General features: G+C 35.9%; 18 protein-coding genes. 4 read left to right on the top strand and 14 right to left on the bottom strand.

Annotation, left to right across the window (positions count from 1 at the left end):
• Positions 1 to 70 precede the first annotated feature (70 nt).
• Genes panB through ACRHOC_RS05455 form a run of 3 tightly spaced genes read left to right on the top strand, consistent with a single transcriptional unit; the run spans position 71 to position 2,104 of the window.
• The gene (gene panB / locus ACRHOC_RS05465; RefSeq protein WP_431157582.1) at positions 71 to 889 is read left to right on the top strand and encodes a 3-methyl-2-oxobutanoate hydroxymethyltransferase; all 819 of its coding nucleotides are present in this window, start codon (positions 71 to 73) and stop codon (positions 887 to 889) included.
• Positions 890 to 893: 4 nt separating this feature from the next.
• Complete coding sequence (locus ACRHOC_RS05460) at positions 894 to 1,397, top strand: cupin domain-containing protein (RefSeq protein ID WP_431157581.1); 504 nt, start codon at positions 894 to 896, stop codon at positions 1,395 to 1,397.
• On the top strand, positions 1,397 to 2,104 hold the full coding sequence (locus ACRHOC_RS05455; protein WP_431157580.1) for an RluA family pseudouridine synthase: 708 nt from the start codon (positions 1,397 to 1,399) through the stop codon (positions 2,102 to 2,104). Before ACRHOC_RS05460 ends, ACRHOC_RS05455 begins: the two co-directional genes overlap by 1 nt.
• Here the strand turns inward: ACRHOC_RS05455 and ACRHOC_RS05450 are convergent.
• The 9 genes from ACRHOC_RS05450 to ACRHOC_RS05410 form a co-directional block, all read right to left on the bottom strand.
• Positions 2,101 to 2,820: a hypothetical protein gene (locus tag ACRHOC_RS05450; protein ID WP_431157579.1), complete on the bottom strand. Its 720-nt coding sequence runs from the start codon at positions 2,818 to 2,820 to the stop codon at positions 2,101 to 2,103. The two genes, ACRHOC_RS05455 and ACRHOC_RS05450, sit on opposite strands and share 4 nt — an antisense overlap.
• Positions 2,821 to 2,884: 64 nt before the next feature.
• Complete coding sequence (locus ACRHOC_RS05445; protein ID WP_431157578.1) at positions 2,885 to 3,709, bottom strand: sensor histidine kinase; 825 nt, start codon at positions 3,707 to 3,709, stop codon at positions 2,885 to 2,887.
• Positions 3,649 to 4,353, bottom strand: coding sequence for a hypothetical protein (locus ACRHOC_RS05440; RefSeq protein ID WP_431157577.1), 705 nt, complete (start codon positions 4,351 to 4,353; stop codon positions 3,649 to 3,651). The genes ACRHOC_RS05445 and ACRHOC_RS05440 overlap by 61 nt, the downstream gene beginning before the upstream one ends.
• A gap of 24 nt (positions 4,354 to 4,377) precedes the next feature.
• Positions 4,378 to 4,896, bottom strand: coding sequence for a hypothetical protein (locus ACRHOC_RS05435; protein ID WP_431157576.1), 519 nt, complete (start codon positions 4,894 to 4,896; stop codon positions 4,378 to 4,380).
• Positions 4,897 to 4,972: 76 nt separating this feature from the next.
• Positions 4,973 to 5,827 carry a biotin-dependent carboxyltransferase family protein gene (locus ACRHOC_RS05430; protein WP_431157575.1) on the bottom strand — a complete coding sequence of 285 codons (855 nt, stop codon included), beginning with the start codon at positions 5,825 to 5,827 and terminating at the stop codon, positions 4,973 to 4,975.
• Entirely contained in the window at positions 5,820 to 6,554 is a 735-nt protein-coding gene (gene pxpB / locus ACRHOC_RS05425) for a 5-oxoprolinase subunit PxpB (RefSeq protein WP_431157574.1), read from the bottom strand. Before pxpB ends, ACRHOC_RS05430 begins: the two co-directional genes overlap by 8 nt.
• A 4-nt stretch (positions 6,555 to 6,558) precedes the next feature.
• Positions 6,559 to 7,299 (bottom strand): 5-oxoprolinase subunit PxpA, encoded by a 741-nt coding sequence (gene pxpA, locus ACRHOC_RS05420; protein ID WP_431157573.1) that lies wholly within the window; start codon positions 7,297 to 7,299, stop codon positions 6,559 to 6,561.
• Between the two features lie 6 nt (positions 7,300 to 7,305).
• Positions 7,306 to 8,532 carry an Nramp family divalent metal transporter gene (locus tag ACRHOC_RS05415; protein ID WP_431157572.1) on the bottom strand — a complete coding sequence of 409 codons (1,227 nt, stop codon included), beginning with the start codon at positions 8,530 to 8,532 and terminating at the stop codon, positions 7,306 to 7,308.
• Positions 8,532 to 9,644 (bottom strand): DUF2891 domain-containing protein, encoded by a 1,113-nt coding sequence (locus ACRHOC_RS05410; RefSeq protein ID WP_431157571.1) that lies wholly within the window; start codon positions 9,642 to 9,644, stop codon positions 8,532 to 8,534. Before ACRHOC_RS05410 ends, ACRHOC_RS05415 begins: the two co-directional genes overlap by 1 nt.
• A 156-nt stretch (positions 9,645 to 9,800) precedes the next feature.
• On the opposite strand from ACRHOC_RS05410, the gene ACRHOC_RS05405 reads away from it, so the two are divergent.
• Positions 9,801 to 11,969, top strand: a complete 2,169-nt coding sequence (locus tag ACRHOC_RS05405) for a tetratricopeptide repeat protein (protein WP_431157570.1) — start codon at positions 9,801 to 9,803, stop codon at positions 11,967 to 11,969.
• Between the two features lie 6 nt (positions 11,970 to 11,975).
• On the opposite strand, the gene ACRHOC_RS05400 is transcribed toward ACRHOC_RS05405, so the two are convergent.
• The 5 genes from ACRHOC_RS05400 to tilS form a co-directional block, all read right to left on the bottom strand.
• Complete coding sequence (locus tag ACRHOC_RS05400; protein WP_431157569.1) at positions 11,976 to 13,514, bottom strand: YifB family Mg chelatase-like AAA ATPase; 1,539 nt, start codon at positions 13,512 to 13,514, stop codon at positions 11,976 to 11,978.
• 27 nt (positions 13,515 to 13,541) lie between these two features.
• Positions 13,542 to 14,501, bottom strand: a complete 960-nt coding sequence (locus ACRHOC_RS05395; RefSeq protein WP_431157568.1) for a YheT family hydrolase — start codon at positions 14,499 to 14,501, stop codon at positions 13,542 to 13,544.
• Between the two features lie 6 nt (positions 14,502 to 14,507).
• A complete protein-coding gene (locus ACRHOC_RS05390; RefSeq protein ID WP_431157567.1) occupies positions 14,508 to 16,391 on the bottom strand; it encodes a CocE/NonD family hydrolase in 1,884 nt (627 codons plus the stop codon).
• Positions 16,392 to 16,456: 65 nt separating this feature from the next.
• Positions 16,457 to 18,079, bottom strand: coding sequence for an adenine deaminase (gene ade, locus ACRHOC_RS05385; RefSeq protein WP_431157566.1), 1,623 nt, complete (start codon positions 18,077 to 18,079; stop codon positions 16,457 to 16,459).
• Positions 18,076 to 19,392: a tRNA lysidine(34) synthetase TilS gene (gene tilS, locus ACRHOC_RS05380; protein ID WP_431157565.1), complete on the bottom strand. Its 1,317-nt coding sequence runs from the start codon at positions 19,390 to 19,392 to the stop codon at positions 18,076 to 18,078. The genes ade and tilS overlap by 4 nt, the downstream gene beginning before the upstream one ends.
• Between the last annotated feature and the right edge of the window lie 113 nt (positions 19,393 to 19,505).

The following is a 19,505-nucleotide window of genomic DNA, read 5'->3' as shown; positions in this document are numbered from 1 at the left end:
GGTAAATCTATTTTTGATGTCATAAAAGTTTAACAAAACTCTTATTTTTACGAGTACTAATTTAAACAATATGTCTGTAGCCAAAAAAGAATACAAAAGAATTACCGTAAAGACCTTAGTGGACATGAAATCACGCGGTGAAAAAATATCTATGCTTACCGCTTATGACTATACCATGGCCAAAATTGTAGATGGTGCTGGAGTCGATGTTATTTTGGTTGGTGATTCTGCAAGTAACGTTATGGCAGGTCACGAAACAACACTACCAATTACTTTAGACCAAATGATTTATCATGCCTCTTCTGTAATTAGAGCTATTGATAGAGCATTAGTTGTCGTGGATTTACCTTTTGGAACTTATCAAAGTGATCCTAAAGAAGCCTTGAGATCTGCAATTCGTATTATGAAAGAAAGTGGCGGACATGCAGTAAAGCTTGAAGGTGGGAAAGAGATAAAAGAATCTATTAAGCGTATTCTTAATGCAGGTATTCCTGTAATGGGACATCTTGGGCTCACACCACAGTCTATTTACAAATTTGGAACCTACACAGTTAGAGCCAAGGAAGAACAAGAAGCAGCACAACTAAAGGAAGACGCAAAAATGCTTGAAAAAGCTGGTTGTTTTGCTATTGTACTCGAAAAGATTCCTGCCACGTTAGCGCGTGAGGTTGCAGAAAGCGTAAGCATTCCTATAATTGGTATTGGTGCTGGAGACGGTGTAGACGGCCAAGTTTTGGTACTGCACGATATGATTGGAATGACACACGAGTTCAATCCGAGGTTTTTAAGACGTTACATGAACTTATATGAGGAAATGACCGAAGCTATTGGTCAGTATGTCAGTGATGTAAAATCTCAGGATTTCCCTAACGAAAAGGAGCAATACTAAATCTATGCTCACGGTTAAGGAAATTGTAAAGCAACTCGATTTACAACCACACCCAGAAGGCGGTTATTTTAAGGAAACCTATAGATCTGAAACACAAATCCCAAAAGCTATACTTGGAGATACTTTTGATGGCCCAAGAAACGCCTGTACTGGCATCTATTATCTTTTAGAATCTGGTGATTTTTCGGCCTTACATAAAATAAATCAAGATGAAATGTGGCATTTCTATCTTGGAGATGGGTTAGAATTAACTCAGATTTCCGAATCGGGTGAATTAACTACAGTGACTATTGGCAATGATTTATTAAAAGGTGATGTCTTACAGTATGTTGTACCAAGCAAATATTGGTTTGGTGCTCGTGTAGTGAAGCCTAATTCTTTTGCACTTGTAGGATGTACTGTAGCGCCTGGATTTGATTTTAATGATTTTGTTTTAGGTGATCGCGCCATGTTACTCAATAAATTTCCAGAGCATAAAGATTGTATTGAATCCCTTACTAGAGTGTAATGTCTAACTCTCAGAAAATAGTATCTACAAAAGATAATCTTCAAGTTTTATATGAGGACAATCACATCATTGTTGTTAATAAACGTCCTGGTGATATTGTACAAGGCGATAAAACTGGTGATCGTCCGCTTTCTGAAGTTGTAAAAGACTATCTGAAGGAGAAATATAACAAACCTGGCAATGTCTATTTAGGTGTTGTACATCGCTTAGATCGACCTACAAGTGGTATTGTACTGTTTTCAAAAACCAGTAAGGCCCTACCAAGACTCAATAAATTGTTTGCAGAGAAAAAGGCCAATAAAACCTATTGGGCTCTGGTTAAAAAAGGAGATTTACCGCAAAGTAGGTCACTCACCCACTGGTTACGCAAAAATCCCAAAAACAATAAATCAACCGCATTTAAAGCAGAAGTTGCAAACAGTAAAAAGGCTATTCTACATTATAAAGTGATAAAAGCTTTAAATAACTTTTTGTTATTAGAAATTGACCTAGAAACTGGTCGACACCACCAAATACGTTCGCAGTTAGCCTCTATCGGTTTTCCTATTAAAGGTGATTTAAAGTATGGTTTTGATCGAAGCAATAAAGACGCTAGCATCCATTTACATGCCAGAAGATTACAGTTTAATCATCCTGTGAAAAAAGAATCTATCGATATAGTGGCGCCTACACCTCAGGATCCATTATGGGAGGCTTGTGAAAGCTAAGACTTCCCTGCCTTTAGCTCTAAAACCTTGTTTCTTAAGGTGTATATAAAAACGAGGATATAATAGGTGTAAAGAATATTGTTTAGAATCACCAATAAACCAAATCTAAACTCTACAAAACGTGGATAAGCGGTATTATAATAGTTATTAAAAATAAATAATGGCGCCACACAGGTATACCAAATGGCCAGGGCAATTAGAAGTAAAAATACATGAGACTTTTTAAGATCTATGATGCGTTCGCTCTTCAGCATTTCTAAAAGGTAAAACGCCACCATAACAATAATAACCAAAGCCGATACAAGCATTGGAAATTCCATATTAGTTGCAAAGAAATCATTCTCGAATACATAGTAAATTATTGCAAAAAACAAAAATCCAAAAGAAAGACCTCGAATGGCAAGATGCGTTCTTTTAAGCTTGGTATTTAAAATAATGAATTTACCGAGGAGGAAAACCACAATAGGATCATAGAAGTTATATAACCATGAGTTTCTACAAATTTTAGAATCGTAAAACCAATTCTGCAAATCGTGGCTCATATACTCATATAAATACGGATACATAGCTACTGTTTCAATAAATACAATAAACCATAGATACCATACAAAGGGACGAATACCTTCATCTCTTGTTTTCAGCCAATAATACGATGCTGAAACAGCGGCAAGCAACTCGAGCAAGTGCATGAAAAGGTCAACCTTCAGTGCTGTCATAGTGTGGTCTAGTTGACGATTTGTTAGGGTAGATCAACTAGGAAGGCAAAGATGCTATTAAATTTTAATTTTCGCCTAGGAAATAGGATAAATTTAATTCTGTACCCAAATTTTGTCTAGATTCTAAACTAAAGTCGGCACCAATAAGCTGGGCACGCTTTTCCATATTAATGAGGCCAGAGCCTTTTTCTATGGTATCGTGATCAAAGCCCACGCCATTATCGAGGACTTTCATGTGTATTTTATTGTCCTTGTAATCTAAGAATATCTTAAGCTCAGAAGCACTTGCATATTTTAAAGTATTAGAACAAAACTCCTGAAATATTCTAAATAATATCACCTTGGCCTTTTTATTAAAAAATTCTTGAGGTGTACCATTTATTTCTAAATAGACATCGAGATTATCTAAATTATTAAGACGACCTACTTCATTCTCAATAATTTTATCGAACACTAAACCGGCAATAACATCACTATTTAATGATTTCGAAATGGTACGCACTTCGGTCAACGACGCGTCAACCGCCTCTTCTATTCTACCGAGTTTTACAGACATCTCTTCATCGGTTCTTTTCATAAGTGTTCTTATTTGCATTCTTGCAAACACTAGGATTTGACCAACATTATCATGCAGGTCCTTCCCGATCTGTTTAGAGGTTTCTTCTTGTATTTCTTGCTCAGCATTTGCCAATTCCTCATTAAACAGATTTTGCTGTTCTATTTTATCGCGTAGCATCGCATTTTTGCGTCGCTGAAACGCAATAAAAAACACAATAAATACCGTAATAAGTATTAACGCAAAAAACGCAAAATACCCTATTAGAGCAATTACTTCGTTACTAATCTCATCTTGTAACGTAAGGAGAATAGAAAAGCAAAAATATACCATGAATAGAGGATTATATTAGCGGTACCAATAAAAAAATAGTGAAATGCAATGAATGAGGGATTATTGGTCACAAAGTGTTTTTCATATATAAATAAAGGCGTAATACAAATATACCATAAGGTTAAGACAATAAGCACCATTAAAATTGGGCTTTTGTAAAAACTTAGAATTTTTTCACTATCCATTAATTCACGTAAGTACAAAAGAACCATTAAAAAAATGATAAAGGTTGATACTACTATATCATAAGGCAAGCTTTGCTCAAAAAAAGTCCCAGTATACAAAAAATAACTGATGGCAAAAATGATATAACCCAATGATAAACTTCTTATGATAATATGTATTGTTTTATTTCTCATATTATCTATTAAAAACCTCCCGATTAAAAAAACCGTTGTAGGATTGTAAAAACTGTAGAGCCAGTAATTATGTCTCATTTTTGAATTTGCAATCTTTTGAATAAATGCGTTATCTGTAAGGTCATATAAGTAGGGATACATGCCAAGAGTCTCAACCAACACAATAAACCACAGATAGTACACAAAATATCTTACTGTTCTATCTTTGGTTCTAACCCAATAATAAGAGGCGGCCAAGGCCGCCAATAATTCTAAAATGTGAGTAAATATCTGTGCTGTAGGCATTTTATCTCTAATTAATCAACTTTATTATTGAGGGTAATTAGATCCTGGTGGTTTACCTTGTTGCGCCATATTTAATGGGTCTGCATCTGTGATATCGCCACTAGGGTCTTGCAATGCAAATATAGCACCTTGGGATGCATTCTTTTTACCTGTTGGTACAATAAACATCGTTGTAAGACCAGCCATTTCACCTGGCTTTGCAGGATACGATCCTAAATACACTCTTAGGCCATCTAATGTATAACCCAACTCACCAGCTTGGTTATCTGCATAATCAATATAGTTTTGGATGTCTTCTAAAGACCACCACGACGAACGGTTATCACCACCATCTGGTGATTTTTTAAATAACGAGTCGTTGATAATGTTATGCTTCAAATTATAAGCCTGGTCTAGAGCTTTAGCCTCCTTTGGTGAAATAACACCCTTTGGCTTTACCAACTCTTGTGCAGTAGTCATTTCGGCTTCACCGTTTTGACAATAAAAATACATGGCAGCAGCGCCAATGATTAGTCCTAGGACAAGTGGTCCAAGTTTTTTCATAATGAGAAATTTAATTAATAGTAATAACCAAAGTATCGAAATTATTTGTCAGAAAAAAATTAAGATTAACTTTTTCCTACAAATTTAGAGAGAGGCTAAAAGTGAAGGTATCGCCTTGTCGTTTTTGGCTTAAACTGTTGATGGCATCCTCAGAAAGTTGTAAAATCCTAGGATAGCCTCCTGTTGTTTGGCAGTCGCGCATTAACACAATAAGATGTCCTGCTGGTGTTAACTGCACAGTGCCTGGCAATACTGGTGTTGTGATTATACCATTTAGGGTATTCTTTATTTGAGGCATTAACTGGTAAGCCATACGGTTGTTGTACTTAGAGACTTCAAACTGGGTATTTAATAGCATCGCCTCCTGCTTTTTATTTAACTTATCATACTCTGGCCCTTTAAACACCGTAAGCTCATGGGCTTCTAAAGTCTTTGAACTGTACTTTACTGAGGCATTTGCACGATTTGAAGATTCTTCATAAGGCTCATATGTTATAGCATCACCCTTTTGTATGGTTTTAACTGTAGTTATACCAGTATACATGCTTTGACTTCCCAATATAACTTCGGTTTGCAAACCGTTTTTTATGGCTAGATAACATCGTAATCCCTTTTCTAAACGACCAAAACTCAAAATATCATTGGGCAATATCGTAATGCGCTTGTTATTAGAAACCCTTTGGCCATTAATCATAGGATTCATAGAAGCTCCAGAAAAGGCAATCTGTGTAGGTGTTGTAAATTGAAGTTCTGGACCCGTCATCGTGATCTCCAAAACAGCACAGCCTGAATCATTTCCTAATAAAGCATTAGCAAATTCACTCGAATAGGCATCCATTACGCCAGACACAGGCACACCAAATTGTCGGTTAGACGTTCTACCAGCATCTTGTATCGTCGTATAAAAGCCAGATTTTAGAACTCTAATCATTATAAGTACTTGAGGTTAATGTATAAGAATTCGATACGATGGCATTTTTAATAGCGTCGTATTCTGATAAGTCTACGGCTTTAAACTTTAGTTTATCACCTGCTTGTATTTGACAAGGTGGTGAATTATGAGGGTCAAATAATTCAATAGGCGAATTACCAATAATATGCCAACCTCCTGGACTATCCTGAGGGTAAATTCCAGTCTGATTTCCACCTATAGCCACGGCACCTTTTTTAACCGATAAAGATGGACTTTTTTTTCGGTCTAAATGCAACTTCTCATCCAAGCCACCTAAGTATAAAAAACCAGGTAAAAATCCTGTAAAATAAACCGTATAAATTGCACTGGTATGACGTCTAATTATTTCTGAAACAGACAATGCTTTTGCCTTAGAAAATGATTCTAAATCCACACCAAAAGTTTGGTCGTAGCAAACAGGAATTTCCCAAAGTTTCACTTCTTGATTCTGCAACACTTTATTGCGCTCATAAAGCGTAAATAAGGTACTTTTTACATCATAGAATTTATCTATAGTAAAATCATAAACAATTAATATTGAGTTATATGCATGTATTACCTCAACTTTTTGTTTATATATATTACTTTCTAGCGTTTTTTTGAAAAATAGAATGTCTTGAAGTATATTTTCATCAATTTTTGCAGGCCATTCAATTAAAATTGAATACTCATTATAACGTCTTATATCTATTTTGTAGGCACTCATTTTTTTAGTCTACCACTACTCCATTTTTTGGCAATTCATCATTTAAAAACTTAAGAATTTCTGTGGCATTTTTTGTGTCACCATGAACACAAATTGTGGACGCTTTTATGCGGATATTTTTATCGTTTACAGACCTTATGTTTTGATGCTTTACCATACCCAAAACATGATCTAAAATAGCCTTCTTATCTGTTTTTAAGGCATTACCAAATTGGCGTGATACCAATGACAAATCATCATTGTAATTTCTATCAGCGAAAGCCTCGTGAACCACTTCTATATGTTCTGATGAAGCCAGCTTAGCCATTACAGAATTGTATGGTGCATACAATTTTACACGACTTGGAAAAGACAAGACCACATTAATCACCAACTTCGCTATAGTAGCATCTGCTGAAGCTAGGTTATATAAAGCACCATGAGGCTTTATATGGTTTAAGACCATACCTTCTTGCTCAGCGATATTATACAGCGCAATAGATTGACTTAAGATACTATCAAATAAATCAGAATGATTCATTTCAATAACCTGTCTTCCAAAGTTCGCCTTATCAGGAAATGAAGGATGTGCACCTACTTTCACCTTATGTTGTTTAGCAAGCTTTAAAACACTGATCATCGTTGATACATCACCAGCATGACCTCCACAAGCAATATTGCAAGAAGATAAATAAGGCATCAATTGGGCTTCATTACCAATTCCTTCGCCTACATCTGCATTAATATCTATTCTAAAATTACTCATAGTGTTCTAAATCAAATTAAAAACAGCTAAAATCCCTTTAATACCTAGAAAGATGGCAATCAACACAACGATTACCGCTAAAGCATTTTGTAGCTTGGTATTCACATATTTTCCTAGCACGTTCGACTTGTTCATTACCCAAATAAGGAATATAGCAATAACAGGTAACAGTAAGCCATTAGCCACTTGCGCAAACTTGATGACTTCAATAGATTTAAATCCAATAGACGAAAAGATGACACCTAGAGTCAGAATAAAAAACCAAACAGCTCTAAATTTTAGCGATTTTAAATTCGTACTCCAACCTAGACAACCACTCGCCACAAAAGCCGCTGCTAATGGTGCAGTTATAGCACTTGTTATACCTGCCGCAAAAAGACCAATCGCTAAGAAATACGAAGCATAATTACCAAAAAGCGGTTCTAATCCCTTAGCAAGATCCGCAGCGCTAGCTATACTTTGACCTTGTATAGCACTTGCTGAAATAATAATACACATGGACACAATGCCTCCAAGAACCACTGCAACAATAGTATCCTTACGAGCAAAAGAAAGATCAGATTCTGATTTCCATTTTGATTTTACTAAAGAAGCATGTAGAAATAAATTATAAGGCACTACTGTTGTTCCGATCAATGCCACAATGGTGAGTATACTTCCTTTGGGTGTGTTTGGTACAAATACGCCTTTAATAACACTTAATACGTCTGGTTTTGTGATAACTGCCGTTGCAATAAATGCAAAACTCATAAGAATAACCATGGCTACAAGCGTACGCTCTAATACTTTGTAATTGCCTATATACAATAGCACAAAGGCACATATACCAATAATAACTGCCGTAATATTAAGATTTAAGCCTCCAATAGCCAAGGTCTGTTCTCCAATTAAAGTCTGTAATCCTAAAACGCCTCCACTGATGTTACCAGCTTCATAAGCCGCGTTACCAATTACAATTGCAGCTAGGATTAACAGAACAGCCATTTTCTTTAGGATCGGATTTTTTATTTCCTCTCTTATAACTTGTGATAATCCTTTTTGTGACACAATTCCTAATCGTGCAGCCATTTCTTGTAAAACAATTGTTGCTACAACCGATAAGACCATTGCCCAAAGCAAAGCATGTCCAAAATTTGCACCAGCCAAAGTACAGACCGTTACAGTGCCTGGACCGATAAACGCTGCTGCAACCAGTGGTCCCGGACCAATATTTTTGAAAAACTTCTTTATCATTAGTCGACTGTATTCAAAGCATAAATAGCAAAACTTCCTAGCCAGTGGCCACCTTCATAGCTATCACCTACGATGCTTGGTAAGGAATAATTAATGTGTTTATTCGCAAGACTTTTTAAATGTGAAAATTGAGGCAAGTCCTTTGCGATGTAGTTTAAACTCCATGCTCTTGAGAAATTGACACCGTCGAGATGCACTAACTTTCCGTCTGTTCGGTCTGAAACCTCTCCCATTTTTATATTAAAAGCAGTGTCTTTTAATTGCGGTAAAAATGCATCAACCCAGTTTACAAACTCTTCTTTAGGCAGAACACGTTTCATTAAAGCAGCTTCTTCTAAGCAAGGTGAAAGAAAATCGAAACCGCTCGGCTCCCAAGACAAAGGGCAATTGGCATCTTTTAAATAAAAGTCTTTAGCACGCTCTTCAATAAGCGCTTTTAAGGCCGTGTTATTTACAGTTACTGCAAAATCATAGGCAAAGCTCAAACCAAATGCCGTATTAGGATGCTCACCAACACGAATCGGGTAATTGAGTTTAGGTAAAAACTCTAAATAGCGCTCTACAACTAAATCTGTTAAAGGTTGCAGGTTAGCTTCAAGCGTTCTTGCCAAGGGATCATCCCATTGATGTAGTTCTTCTACTAACTTTAAAAGCCAAGCCCAACCATAGGTACGTTCGTATGAGGTATTATGCTTGCCATGAAAATACAGCACCTCATTTTCAATATTGTCTTTAGAAATACTCTGCAACAACCAATCTCGCATTTCGGCTTTCTTTTCTAGCTCTGGAAACTGTCGCAACAAGCTTACCATACTCCAATGACCGTGAACTGCAGAATGCCAGTCAAAACAACCATAAAATGTTGGATGTAGTTCTTTTGGCGATTTTAAATCTTCATTACCACCAAGCGTTTGCCCTAGTTTATTAGGGTATTCTACAGAAACGCAAGCCAAAGGCAATTCTGCCAAACGATTAGCTTCTTCTAGGTTTAACAAGGGTTGATTTAAAGCTAATTCTTCTTCAGGTTTAGTCTCCTCCTTAATACTGTTTTCAGGTTTTGAATTACAGCTAAGTAAGACTGCAAAGAGACTAAATATTAAAACGTGTTTCATAATTTCAATTTCAATCGTAAAATACAACAATTGCCGTGTTTCTTGAAAATTAAAAGAATTCACTGTTTTTTTGATTTGATTAACTTAAGATTAATTTATATTATTTATCTTACAACAACTCATAAGACATCATCAAAAAACAACTTACAATAGGTTATGCCTAAGGGAAATACCAAGAAAAAATGGATTAAGACACTTCAGTTCTTCGCTGCGTATTTGGTAGCGGCTTGGACCTTTCTACAGTTCTTTGAGTGGATTTTAAAGCGTTATGATATATCACCACACTGGGTGGATATTCTACTTTGGTTCTTTATTGGTATTAGCCCATCATTACTCATATTTTTCTATAATCAAGAGCGTATTAGTCAACGCATACTGAAGCTTCGCGAAAAAATAATTATTCCATTAAATGTTATTCTACTCATTGTCGTCCTCTATTTTGGTTTTGGCAATAGCGATCTTGGTGCTACAACCAAGCAAATCAATTATACCGACGAGGAAGGTATACAGCAGAGTAAAACCATTACAAAAGAAGAATTTAGAATAGGTATTCCTATTTATGGATTTAAAAACCTGAGTGGTGATGATACCAAGGATTGGATGGAATACGGTATTGGGAGACTTCTGGAAGAAGACCTAGTGCAGAATAAAAGTATAAGTCCAGATTTTTCGCATATAACGCGAACATCCTATAAAATCTCTGAGGCCTCACTCTTTAATGATTTTTATATCGATGGTGAGTTCGATGTTGATGGTGACACCTATTCCCTTAACATCTTTAAACGAAAATCAACGAATGGAAAGGTGATTGCACAGACAACATTTACAGGTGATCAGTTTTTATCTTTAATTGACGAAGCCTCTGTATTTATAGTCGAAAATTCTGGTTTTGTAGAAACCCAGCAACTGCGTTATCTCGATTATCCTATTAATGAGTTTATGAGTAACTCTTTAGAGGCGATTAGAGAGTTTATTGATGGTAATTACAGTAAAGCTGTGGCTATAGATAAGAATTTTGCGCTGGCCTACTTAGAATATGCCAAACGCACCTTAAGGATAAGTCGTGGACAATTAGAAGTACAAGATTTAGCGGATAAAGCTTATAATAGCCGTAGTCGTCTACCACTGCAAAAACAATTGGAAGTTTATATACAACGTAATCTCGCCTATGGAAATTACGATGACGCCCTAGAGCAAGTGAAATTACAATTGGAAGTCGACCCACACAATGAGTTTTATAATGACGTGCTTTATAGCATTTATGGCGAAACAAAACAGACTGAACAATATTTTGATACCGCCTCAACCCTATTTGAAATTGATCAAAGTCCGGATACAGGTGTAAATTTAGCAACTGCCTCAATGGTGAGCGGTCATGACGATATGCTTATAGAGGCCATTGAAAAATATGAGATCTTAAGTCCCAATCTAAAAGTATTTAAATTACAACCCTTACTGTTTCAAGGAGAGCATAAACTAGCAGAATCATTACTAGACGATATTGAAACCATCTACACCGATTTTAGTCGAAGAGCTCAGGTGTACGATACTGCTTTGGCTTATCTAAAAACCAATGATTACGACATCTCAAAATTTAAAAAGTTTGAAGGTACGTATCGCTCTGGATTTAATGAGCAGATTCATAAATATTGGATAGAGAATAACAGAGTTATTCAATATGTAAAGCATCAGAGCATGTATGCCTTGCTACCTGCAGGAGAAAATACTTTGGTAAGTGGTTTTATCAATGACGTTACCTATAGGTATGACCTAATTTTGGCTGAAAACGAGAAGCCTATTGGTGTTAAATTTCAAATTTTAGATTATACCAACACCTATTCGTATTGGTATTGGAAGGAAGATGAAGCTATCCTAAAGGCACATGAAGCATTTGACAATAATAACTATGATGATGCCTTAAGCTTGTATGAAATAGCTTCAGAAAATAATCCTAAGCATGCCTACCTTCAAAACATGATCTTATACCTTAAGTATCTAAAGGACAATACACCCGAAGTTATTTTAGAACAAAATGAAAGTTTTGTAGGGAGTTATGGTCCACGGAATTTTTGGATTGAAGACAATAAGTTCTTCTACAAACGAAAAAACGAAGAGTCTGAATTACCAAAAGTAGAGTTGCTACCTATTGGTGAGAACAGGTATATGGATTTAACACGACCTGGCACTATTATGGCTTTTGAACCAGATGAGAATGGTACAATGGCCTCTAAAAGTTACAGTTTTATAGTTGGCCCAGAACTGCGCTTTGAATGGGAGCACAACACTGGTGATGGAACTACGGTAAATTACTTTCTTAGAGACTAAGGCGCATTAGCCTAACCATCCTTCACGGTCTAGACTACGATATTGTATAGCCTCACTGATATGAGAACCGTTAACATGTTCAGATTTTTCTAGATCAGCAATAGTCCTGGCTACTTTTAGGATTCTATCATAAGCCCTTGCAGAAAGGTTAAGACGTTCCATAGCTGATTTTAGTAAGGCTAAAGAGGCTTCATCTAATTTACAATATGCTCTAATTTGTTTGGTATTCATTTGCGCGTTGTAATGAATATGCTCCAACGCCTTAAAACGCGCTGTCTGAATATCTCTCGCTTCGGTTACACGTTTACGTATTTCTACCGAAGATTCACCCTTTCTATCATCTGAAAGCTTTTCAAAAGGGACGGGAGTTACCTCAATATGAATATCAATTCGGTCTAACAAAGGACCAGATATCTTACTCAAATACCTTTGCATTTCAGCAGGACTAGAAGTAACAGGTGCATCAGGATCATTAAAATAACCTCCCGGACTAGGATTCATACTTGCCACCAACATAAAGGATGATGGGTAAGTTACTGTAAATTTAGCTCGTGATATTGTCACTTCTCGATCTTCTAAGGGTTGACGCATTACTTCGAGTACTTCACGCTTAAACTCAGGTAATTCATCTAAGAACAACACGCCATTATGTGATAAGGATATTTCGCCTGGTTGTGGGTAACTTCCTCCTCCCACAAGTGCAACATTAGAAATGGTATGATGTGGGCTTCTAAAAGGACGTTGAGACATAAGACCCGAATTGGCCTGTACCCTTCCGACAACGGAATGGATCTTAGTAGTTTCAAGCGCTTCATGCAAAGTCATTGGTGGTAAAATACTAGGAAGGCGCTTCGCTAACATCGTTTTACCTGAACCTGGAGGACCAATTAAAATAATATTATGACTACCTGCTGCCGCAATTTCCATACAGCGTTTTATACTTTCCTGTCCTTTTACATCGGCAAAATCAAACTCTGGAAAATCAAGATTTTTATAAAACTCTTCTCGCGTATTTACAATAACCTCATCTATTAATTCACCTTTATCAAAATGATCTATAACCTCCTTAATATTGTCAACACCATATACTTTTAGATCATTAACGATGGCCGCTTCTTTAGCATTTTGTTTTGGTAGTATAAATCCTTTAAATCCTTCTTCTCTTGCTTTTACTGCAATAGGCAATGCTCCTTTTATTGGTTGAAGACTGCCATCTAAGGACAATTCGCCCATTATTAAATACTCTTCTAAATTTTCTGCTTTTATTTGGTCTGAAGCTGATAGAATACCAATCGCAAGCGTAAGATCATAGGCTGAACCTTCCTTACGTAAATCTGCAGGTGCCATATTAATGGTAATCTTTTTACCAGGAATGCGGTAACCATTGTTTTGAAGTGCTGCAGCAATTCTGTAATTACTCTCTTTTATTGCGTTATCGGGAAGCCCTACGAGATGATATCCAATTCCTTTATCTACATTAACTTCAACAGTTACTGTGGAAGCCTCAACACCAAAAACGGCACTGGCAAAAACTTTTTTGAGCATGAAGATTAATTTGCCTAAAACTACAAATTAAAGTTGATTTACAAACGCTAAGGCTCTACGCTCGTTATAGTAGATATTGTTCTTATCTATAAACCCAACATGACCACCATATTTTGGCATTTCTAAAAAGAGTTGAGAATTGTTTTTGGCTTCCTTTACTGGGTAACATGATGCCGTTAAAAAGGAGTCGTTTAAGGCATTTATAATTAACGAAGGTACTTTTATATTTGGTAAAAATTGTAGACTACTTGCCCTGTCATAATAATCAAATGCATCTTTAAAACCATGCGCTTTAGAGGTATAGACATGGTCAAAATCAATTAAAGTTTTAATTGAATTAAAATCATTAATCGTCAATTTATCAGGGAATTGCGTCAGTTTTGGTTTCAATTTTTTCTTTAGATGGTCTAAAAATCGAATCGCATAATGCTTATTCCTTAAACTCAACAGCGCATCACAAGAACCTTTTAAACTACAAGGTGCAGAAACTGCGATAATAGCCTTTAATTCTTTTGGCGTTTCGTCGCGTTCTCCAGCATACTTTAAGGCCATATTCGCACCGAGACTTATACCCTTAATGTAAATTTCTTGATAATGATCCTTATTTAAAATATGGTTGATGACAGAATCTAAATCTTCTGTAGCACCAGAGTGATAACTTCTGTACAATCTGTTAGGTTCGCCACTGCATCCTCTAAAATTAACAGTGCAAGCATCCACACCATTATCATTAAATAATTTTGCTGGTCCAGTCACGTAAGGACGTTGTGCATGGCCTTCTAATCCATGCAATAAGATAATAACCTTATTAGAGGTTGTTGATGCATAACTCCAATCTAAATCAAGGAAATCACCATCCTCTAGTTCTAGACGTTCTCTTTGTTGCTCTAAACCCTTTACCTGCCTCGCTAAGCCAGAAAAAACAGTAGATACAAAGCTCTTCTTAGCCCAAAAAGGTGGTTTATAGTTAGAGTCGAGTACTGGCATAGCCTATTATTTCAAAACAGTGAACTCTACTGAAGAATCATTATATACTTTATGTGTTTGAGCTTTAAAATCTTCCTCCTTTGCTTCAAAAATATTATCTACATAAGTTTGAGGATTCGCATCGATATAAGGGAAGAATGTACTTTGAACTTGTATTTGTATTTTATGTCCTTTCTTAAAGGTATGGAATACATCCTGTAGCTTTAAATTAACAGCTGTTTTCTGGTTAGGTACAAAAGGTTCTGGATTAGTCATACTGTTTCTAAAACGTCCTCTCAGTGTTTCGCTTCTTACCATCATATGATAGTTGCTGAGCTTTAAATGATCTTGTACATCATCTGTATTCTCAGTCTCTGCAGGGAATACATCTACCAATTTTACAATCCAGTCTGCAGCAGTACCAGTTGTAGATACATTAAGCTTAGTCAAAATCTCACCCGCTAATGTGATATCCTCTTCTAAAACTTTAGTTTCAAAAGTTAACACATCTGGTCTCCTTGAAGCAAATCTTTGATCATCGGTCATAAATTTTCTTGGTGTAAACACCACTTTAATATCTTCAGAATAAGGTACCGGTTTTTTAGGATCACTAATAAAGTTTGATGAATCTGAAGTTGACGCTGACTGCATTGTCAATTGCTCTCCCGTTTGTAAATAGAAGCTTTCTTTCTTTACGTTAGCTGGTGGCCAGCTCTCAAAAGATTGCCATTCTTTCTTACCAGTATCAAACATATGAGCTTCTGGTAGACCTGTACTGCCATTAGCTTCTCCTTTAAGGAAATGGTTGAAGAATTTAGTTTCTATATTCTTTTGAAAATAATCGGATATCCCATCACCAAAATGAATATTCCCAATAACTTGACGCTCTCGTGCTCTAGCCCAATCACCATGGCTCCAAGGACCAAATACCAAGGCATTATAATTATCACTATTTTCTTCTATACTTTCATAGGTGTTGTAAGGACCATATAAATCTTCAGCATCAAATTGCCCACCTACAATCATTGTTGCTGGTTTAATGTCTTTAAGATGCTGAATAATCCCTCTACTTTGCCAAAATTCATCATAAGTGACATGTGTTTTTAATTGTTCCATAAACACATTATCATCACCATAGTATTTATCTAGCTTGCTCAATGGCATGTGATCTAAGAAAAACTGATACTGATCTTCAGTACCTATATCTGGAAACTCATACCAAGCCTCCGTTGTTGGTTCTTCCTTCATATACCCAAATACTGAAGTAGCTCTCCAATAACTCAAAAGGTATGCGCCATTATGAATAAAATCATCGAAAAAGAAATCACCAATACAAGCTTGTGGTGAAACCGCCTTAAGTGCAGGATGCGCGTCAAGTAAAGAATACGTAGCATAAAAACCTGGGTAAGAAATACCATAAACACCGACATTACCATTATTGTGTTCTACATTATTTACTAACCATTCTATAGTATCGTAGGTATCACTAGCTTCATCTGTCTGATTACCAGTTTTATTCGGTATATAAGCTCTCATATTATCATAAACGCCTTCGCTATTCCAGCGTCCTCTTACATCTTGGTAAACCATAATATTGCCTTCCTCCATAAGGTATGGATTTGGACCAACCTTACTTGGGAACTCATTTTCACCATATGGACGACAGCTGTAAGGTGTACGTTTTAATAATATAGGATAGTCTTTAGATGTATCTTTTGGTGAATAAATCGTAGTGTGAAGTTTAATGCCATCGCGCATTTCTATCATCACCTCTTTTTTGGTGTAGTTTTCTTGTGGAAAATTTTCTTCTAACTCAATTTTTACATCACCTACTGAAACTGATTTATTTACTTTTTTACAACTGGTTAAAGCAATTGCAAGTACTGCAACAAAAAGAATGTTTTTAAGCATAATATGGTTGGATTTTGAAAAGCCTAAAGATAATTGATTGAGACTATAAAAGTTTGAAGGAAATGTTAAGAGACTTCTAAATTGGTAAATTGAAAGGTATTACCATTAAACAATCCTTTATCTGATAATTTTAATGAAGGGATTACCAAAAGTGCCATAAAAGAGAGACTCATATATGGTGCATTAAGTTTGCAACCCATTTGTTTTGCCATATGATCTAAACTAGCATAAGCATCACCAATACTTTCTGCGTTCTTATCGCTCATAATACCAGCTACTGGCAAAGGCACAACTAATTCAGTTGATTCTGAAACAGCACAAATACCACCCTTGTTTTCAATTAATAAGTTCACCGCTTCACAAATGGCCTCGTCCGAAACACCTACAGCAATGATATTATGAGAGTCATGTCCTACTGATGAGGCGATTGCACCTTCCTTTAGACCAAAATTCTTAATGAAGGCCAATGAAGGTGTTGCTTCCTTATAACGATTAACAACCGTCATTTTTAATATATCGTTATCGACATTAGATTCAAGACACCCATTAACAATGGTGGCAGGTTCAATACATTCGTTAGTAATTAACTCACCATCTAAACATTCGATAACTCTTATCTTTTTAGCCGAAGACTTAATTTGAAAATCAGATTTCTTTTTAGGATTAACCTTGAAGTTATTTAGGATGTCAAATTCAACTGATTTTATCTTAGAAATGCCGTGAGCAAAAACTTCTTCGCCATCTATAAAAGTTTGGAGTGTTTTAAAAGCTCTTAAATCTTCAACAATTATAAAATCAGCGTGGTCACCAACTTGCATAAGACCAACATCGAGATTATAATGCCTTGCAGGATTAATACAGGCCATTTGCAAAATATTAAAAAGATCTTTGCCTAAACCTAGTGCTCTTGCACACAATGCGTTAATATGACTTACCAATAGGTCATCTGGATGCTTATCATCACTACAAAACATCATACTTTCATAGTAATCATCAACTAAGTCAATTAATGCATTAAAGTTCTTGGCTGCACTGCCTTCTCTAATAAGCACTTTCATACCTTTTTGAAGCTTCTCTAAACCTTCTTCATAGGTAAAGCACTCGTGGTCTGTACTTATTCCCGCATTAATATACGTGCAAAGATCTTCACCTCTTAACCCAGGCGCATGGCCATCTACAGGTTTATTATAGTGCCTAGCCCATTGAATCTTTTTTAATACTTCTTTGTCGTTGAAAATCACACCAGGATAATTCATCATTTCGGCCAGATATCGAATATCAGGATTCGCCATTAATTGCTTTATACCTTCAGAATCAATCACTGCTCCGGCAGATTCGAATGCTGTTGCTGGGACGCAAGACGGCGCACCAAAGTTGAATTTAAATGGTGTCTGCTTACCATTATGAATCATAAACTCTACACCTTCTATACCTAAAACATTTGCTATTTCATGTGGATCAGAAACGGTCGCTACAGTTCCATGTTTCACAACAACCTTTGCGAACTCTGAAGGAACCAGCATAGAACTTTCAATATGAATGTGTGCATCTATAAATCCTGGTAAAATATAATGGTCCTCTTGGCAATCTTTCTCTCTAATATGTTTAATCTTACCGTTTTCGACTTTTACTTCACCTTTAAAAATCCTTCGGTTTAGAATGTCTACTATGTTTCCTCTTACGATCAAAGTAGTTCTATTTTAATAATTTGATTTGACGATTTATTTACTTTATAATTCTCAGCACCTCGTCTACCAACCACCCAAACAATTTGCTCACCAGACGTTAATACCCAAGTATTAGCCTTTTCTATTGGAGTTAATTTTTCGTCCTTTAAATATTTACTAACTTTCTTTTTCCCCTTCATTCCTAAAGGATAGAAAAAATCTCCTTTTTGCCATAACCTCAATGATAATGGATAGTTAAGTTTTGAACCCTCAACAAAAACTGCGTTTTTACCGTTATCATCTAAATCAGTTACTTGAGTGACCCTTAAACGACCGATTGGAGTTTCAATACTGGTTTCACCTTGGTTAATTTCAACAGCAGTCTTTTCACTTTTAATCTCATCTATACCTGAGAGAATTAAAAATTCGCGATGCTTGGTCAGTTTATGCGTATTTGAAACTACAAATTTACCAGTTTCAGTCTCCAAAAGATCGACCACATCATTCCACTCTGTAAATCCGTAATCCTTAAACATCTCAAACAGATAGGCTTTTGAATTGTTAACCTTCTTAAACTCAGAAATCTTGTAGGTTACAAAATCCTCATTTATCTCTACTATTGCGCGCTTTGCAACTGCATTGAGACTTTCCTCAACTATATCTGCTGTATCATTTAAATTTTCTAAAGTGTTTTTGAAACTTGAGAGCAGATTTGGGTTGATTTCCTTTAGTGTCGGAATAACCTCTTGCCTCAGCTTATTACGTAAATACTTTCGTTGTGAATTACTACTATCTTCTCGCCATTTTATGGTATTGGTTTTAGCATAAGCCTCAATAGACTCTCGGCTAAAGTTGAGTAATGGCCGTAGAATATTGTCGTTAATAGCAGGAATGCCTGTTAACCCATTGATCCCTGTTCCACGCAAAAAATTAATTAAAAACGTCTCTAGATTATCGTCTGCATGATGCGCGGTAATGATATAATCAAATTTGAGTTGATTGGCCAATTCATTAAACCAGGTATACCGTAACTCCCGTGCTGCCATCTGAATGGAACATTTATGCTCTCTTGCATAATCTTTAGTATCGAAGCTCTGAACAAATACCTCTTTATCAAATCGTTCTGCCAATTCTAAAACGAAGTCTTCATCTTCATCACTTTCTTGTCCTCTAAGATTAAAATTGCAATGGGCAAGTGCAAAATCTATATTTAAATCATGCAATAGATAAGTCAACACAACACTATCAATACCTCCTGAAATTGCCAGTATACAGCGCGATTTTGTCATAAAACTAAAATCTGATTCTATCTGATTTTTAAATACCTCTTGCATGCTGTAAATATACAATATTGATGCCCTGTATCTACTAGTGCAAATACCAAAATGACAATTGTCATATTATTTCAGAAGCTTTATTAATAGCTTTAATGAAACATAAATAATAG

The sequence above is a fragment of the Winogradskyella poriferorum genome (genome assembly GCF_050618035.1).
In the GTDB taxonomy this organism is placed as follows: Bacteria; Bacteroidota; Bacteroidia; order Flavobacteriales; family Flavobacteriaceae; genus Winogradskyella; species Winogradskyella poriferorum_A.
This window is presented reverse-complemented; position numbering and strand designations above follow the sequence as displayed.

Excerpts from the sequence above, each read along its gene's own strand:
- panB (WP_431157582.1), top strand. The coding sequence starts at position 71 with ATGTCTGTAGCCAAAAAAGAATACAAAAGAATTACCGTAAAGACCTTA.
- ACRHOC_RS05460 (WP_431157581.1), top strand. The coding sequence starts at position 894 with ATGCTCACGGTTAAGGAAATTGTAAAGCAACTCGATTTACAACCACAC.
- ACRHOC_RS05455 (WP_431157580.1), top strand. The coding sequence starts at position 1,397 with ATGTCTAACTCTCAGAAAATAGTATCTACAAAAGATAATCTTCAAGTT.
- ACRHOC_RS05450 (WP_431157579.1), bottom strand. The coding sequence starts at position 2,820 with ATGACAGCACTGAAGGTTGACCTTTTCATGCACTTGCTCGAGTTGCTT.
- ACRHOC_RS05445 (WP_431157578.1), bottom strand. The coding sequence starts at position 3,709 with ATGGTATATTTTTGCTTTTCTATTCTCCTTACGTTACAAGATGAGATT.
- ACRHOC_RS05440 (WP_431157577.1), bottom strand. The coding sequence starts at position 4,353 with ATGCCTACAGCACAGATATTTACTCACATTTTAGAATTATTGGCGGCC.
- ACRHOC_RS05435 (WP_431157576.1), bottom strand. The coding sequence starts at position 4,896 with ATGAAAAAACTTGGACCACTTGTCCTAGGACTAATCATTGGCGCTGCT.
- ACRHOC_RS05430 (WP_431157575.1), bottom strand. The coding sequence starts at position 5,827 with ATGATTAGAGTTCTAAAATCTGGCTTTTATACGACGATACAAGATGCT.
- pxpB (WP_431157574.1), bottom strand. The coding sequence starts at position 6,554 with ATGAGTGCCTACAAAATAGATATAAGACGTTATAATGAGTATTCAATT.
- pxpA (WP_431157573.1), bottom strand. The coding sequence starts at position 7,299 with ATGAGTAATTTTAGAATAGATATTAATGCAGATGTAGGCGAAGGAATT.
- ACRHOC_RS05415 (WP_431157572.1), bottom strand. The coding sequence starts at position 8,532 with ATGATAAAGAAGTTTTTCAAAAATATTGGTCCGGGACCACTGGTTGCA.
- ACRHOC_RS05410 (WP_431157571.1), bottom strand. The coding sequence starts at position 9,644 with ATGAAACACGTTTTAATATTTAGTCTCTTTGCAGTCTTACTTAGCTGT.
- ACRHOC_RS05405 (WP_431157570.1), top strand. The coding sequence starts at position 9,801 with ATGCCTAAGGGAAATACCAAGAAAAAATGGATTAAGACACTTCAGTTC.
- ACRHOC_RS05400 (WP_431157569.1), bottom strand. The coding sequence starts at position 13,514 with ATGCTCAAAAAAGTTTTTGCCAGTGCCGTTTTTGGTGTTGAGGCTTCC.
- ACRHOC_RS05395 (WP_431157568.1), bottom strand. The coding sequence starts at position 14,501 with ATGCCAGTACTCGACTCTAACTATAAACCACCTTTTTGGGCTAAGAAG.
- ACRHOC_RS05390 (WP_431157567.1), bottom strand. The coding sequence starts at position 16,391 with ATGCTTAAAAACATTCTTTTTGTTGCAGTACTTGCAATTGCTTTAACC.
- tilS (WP_431157565.1), bottom strand. The coding sequence starts at position 19,392 with ATGCAAGAGGTATTTAAAAATCAGATAGAATCAGATTTTAGTTTTATG.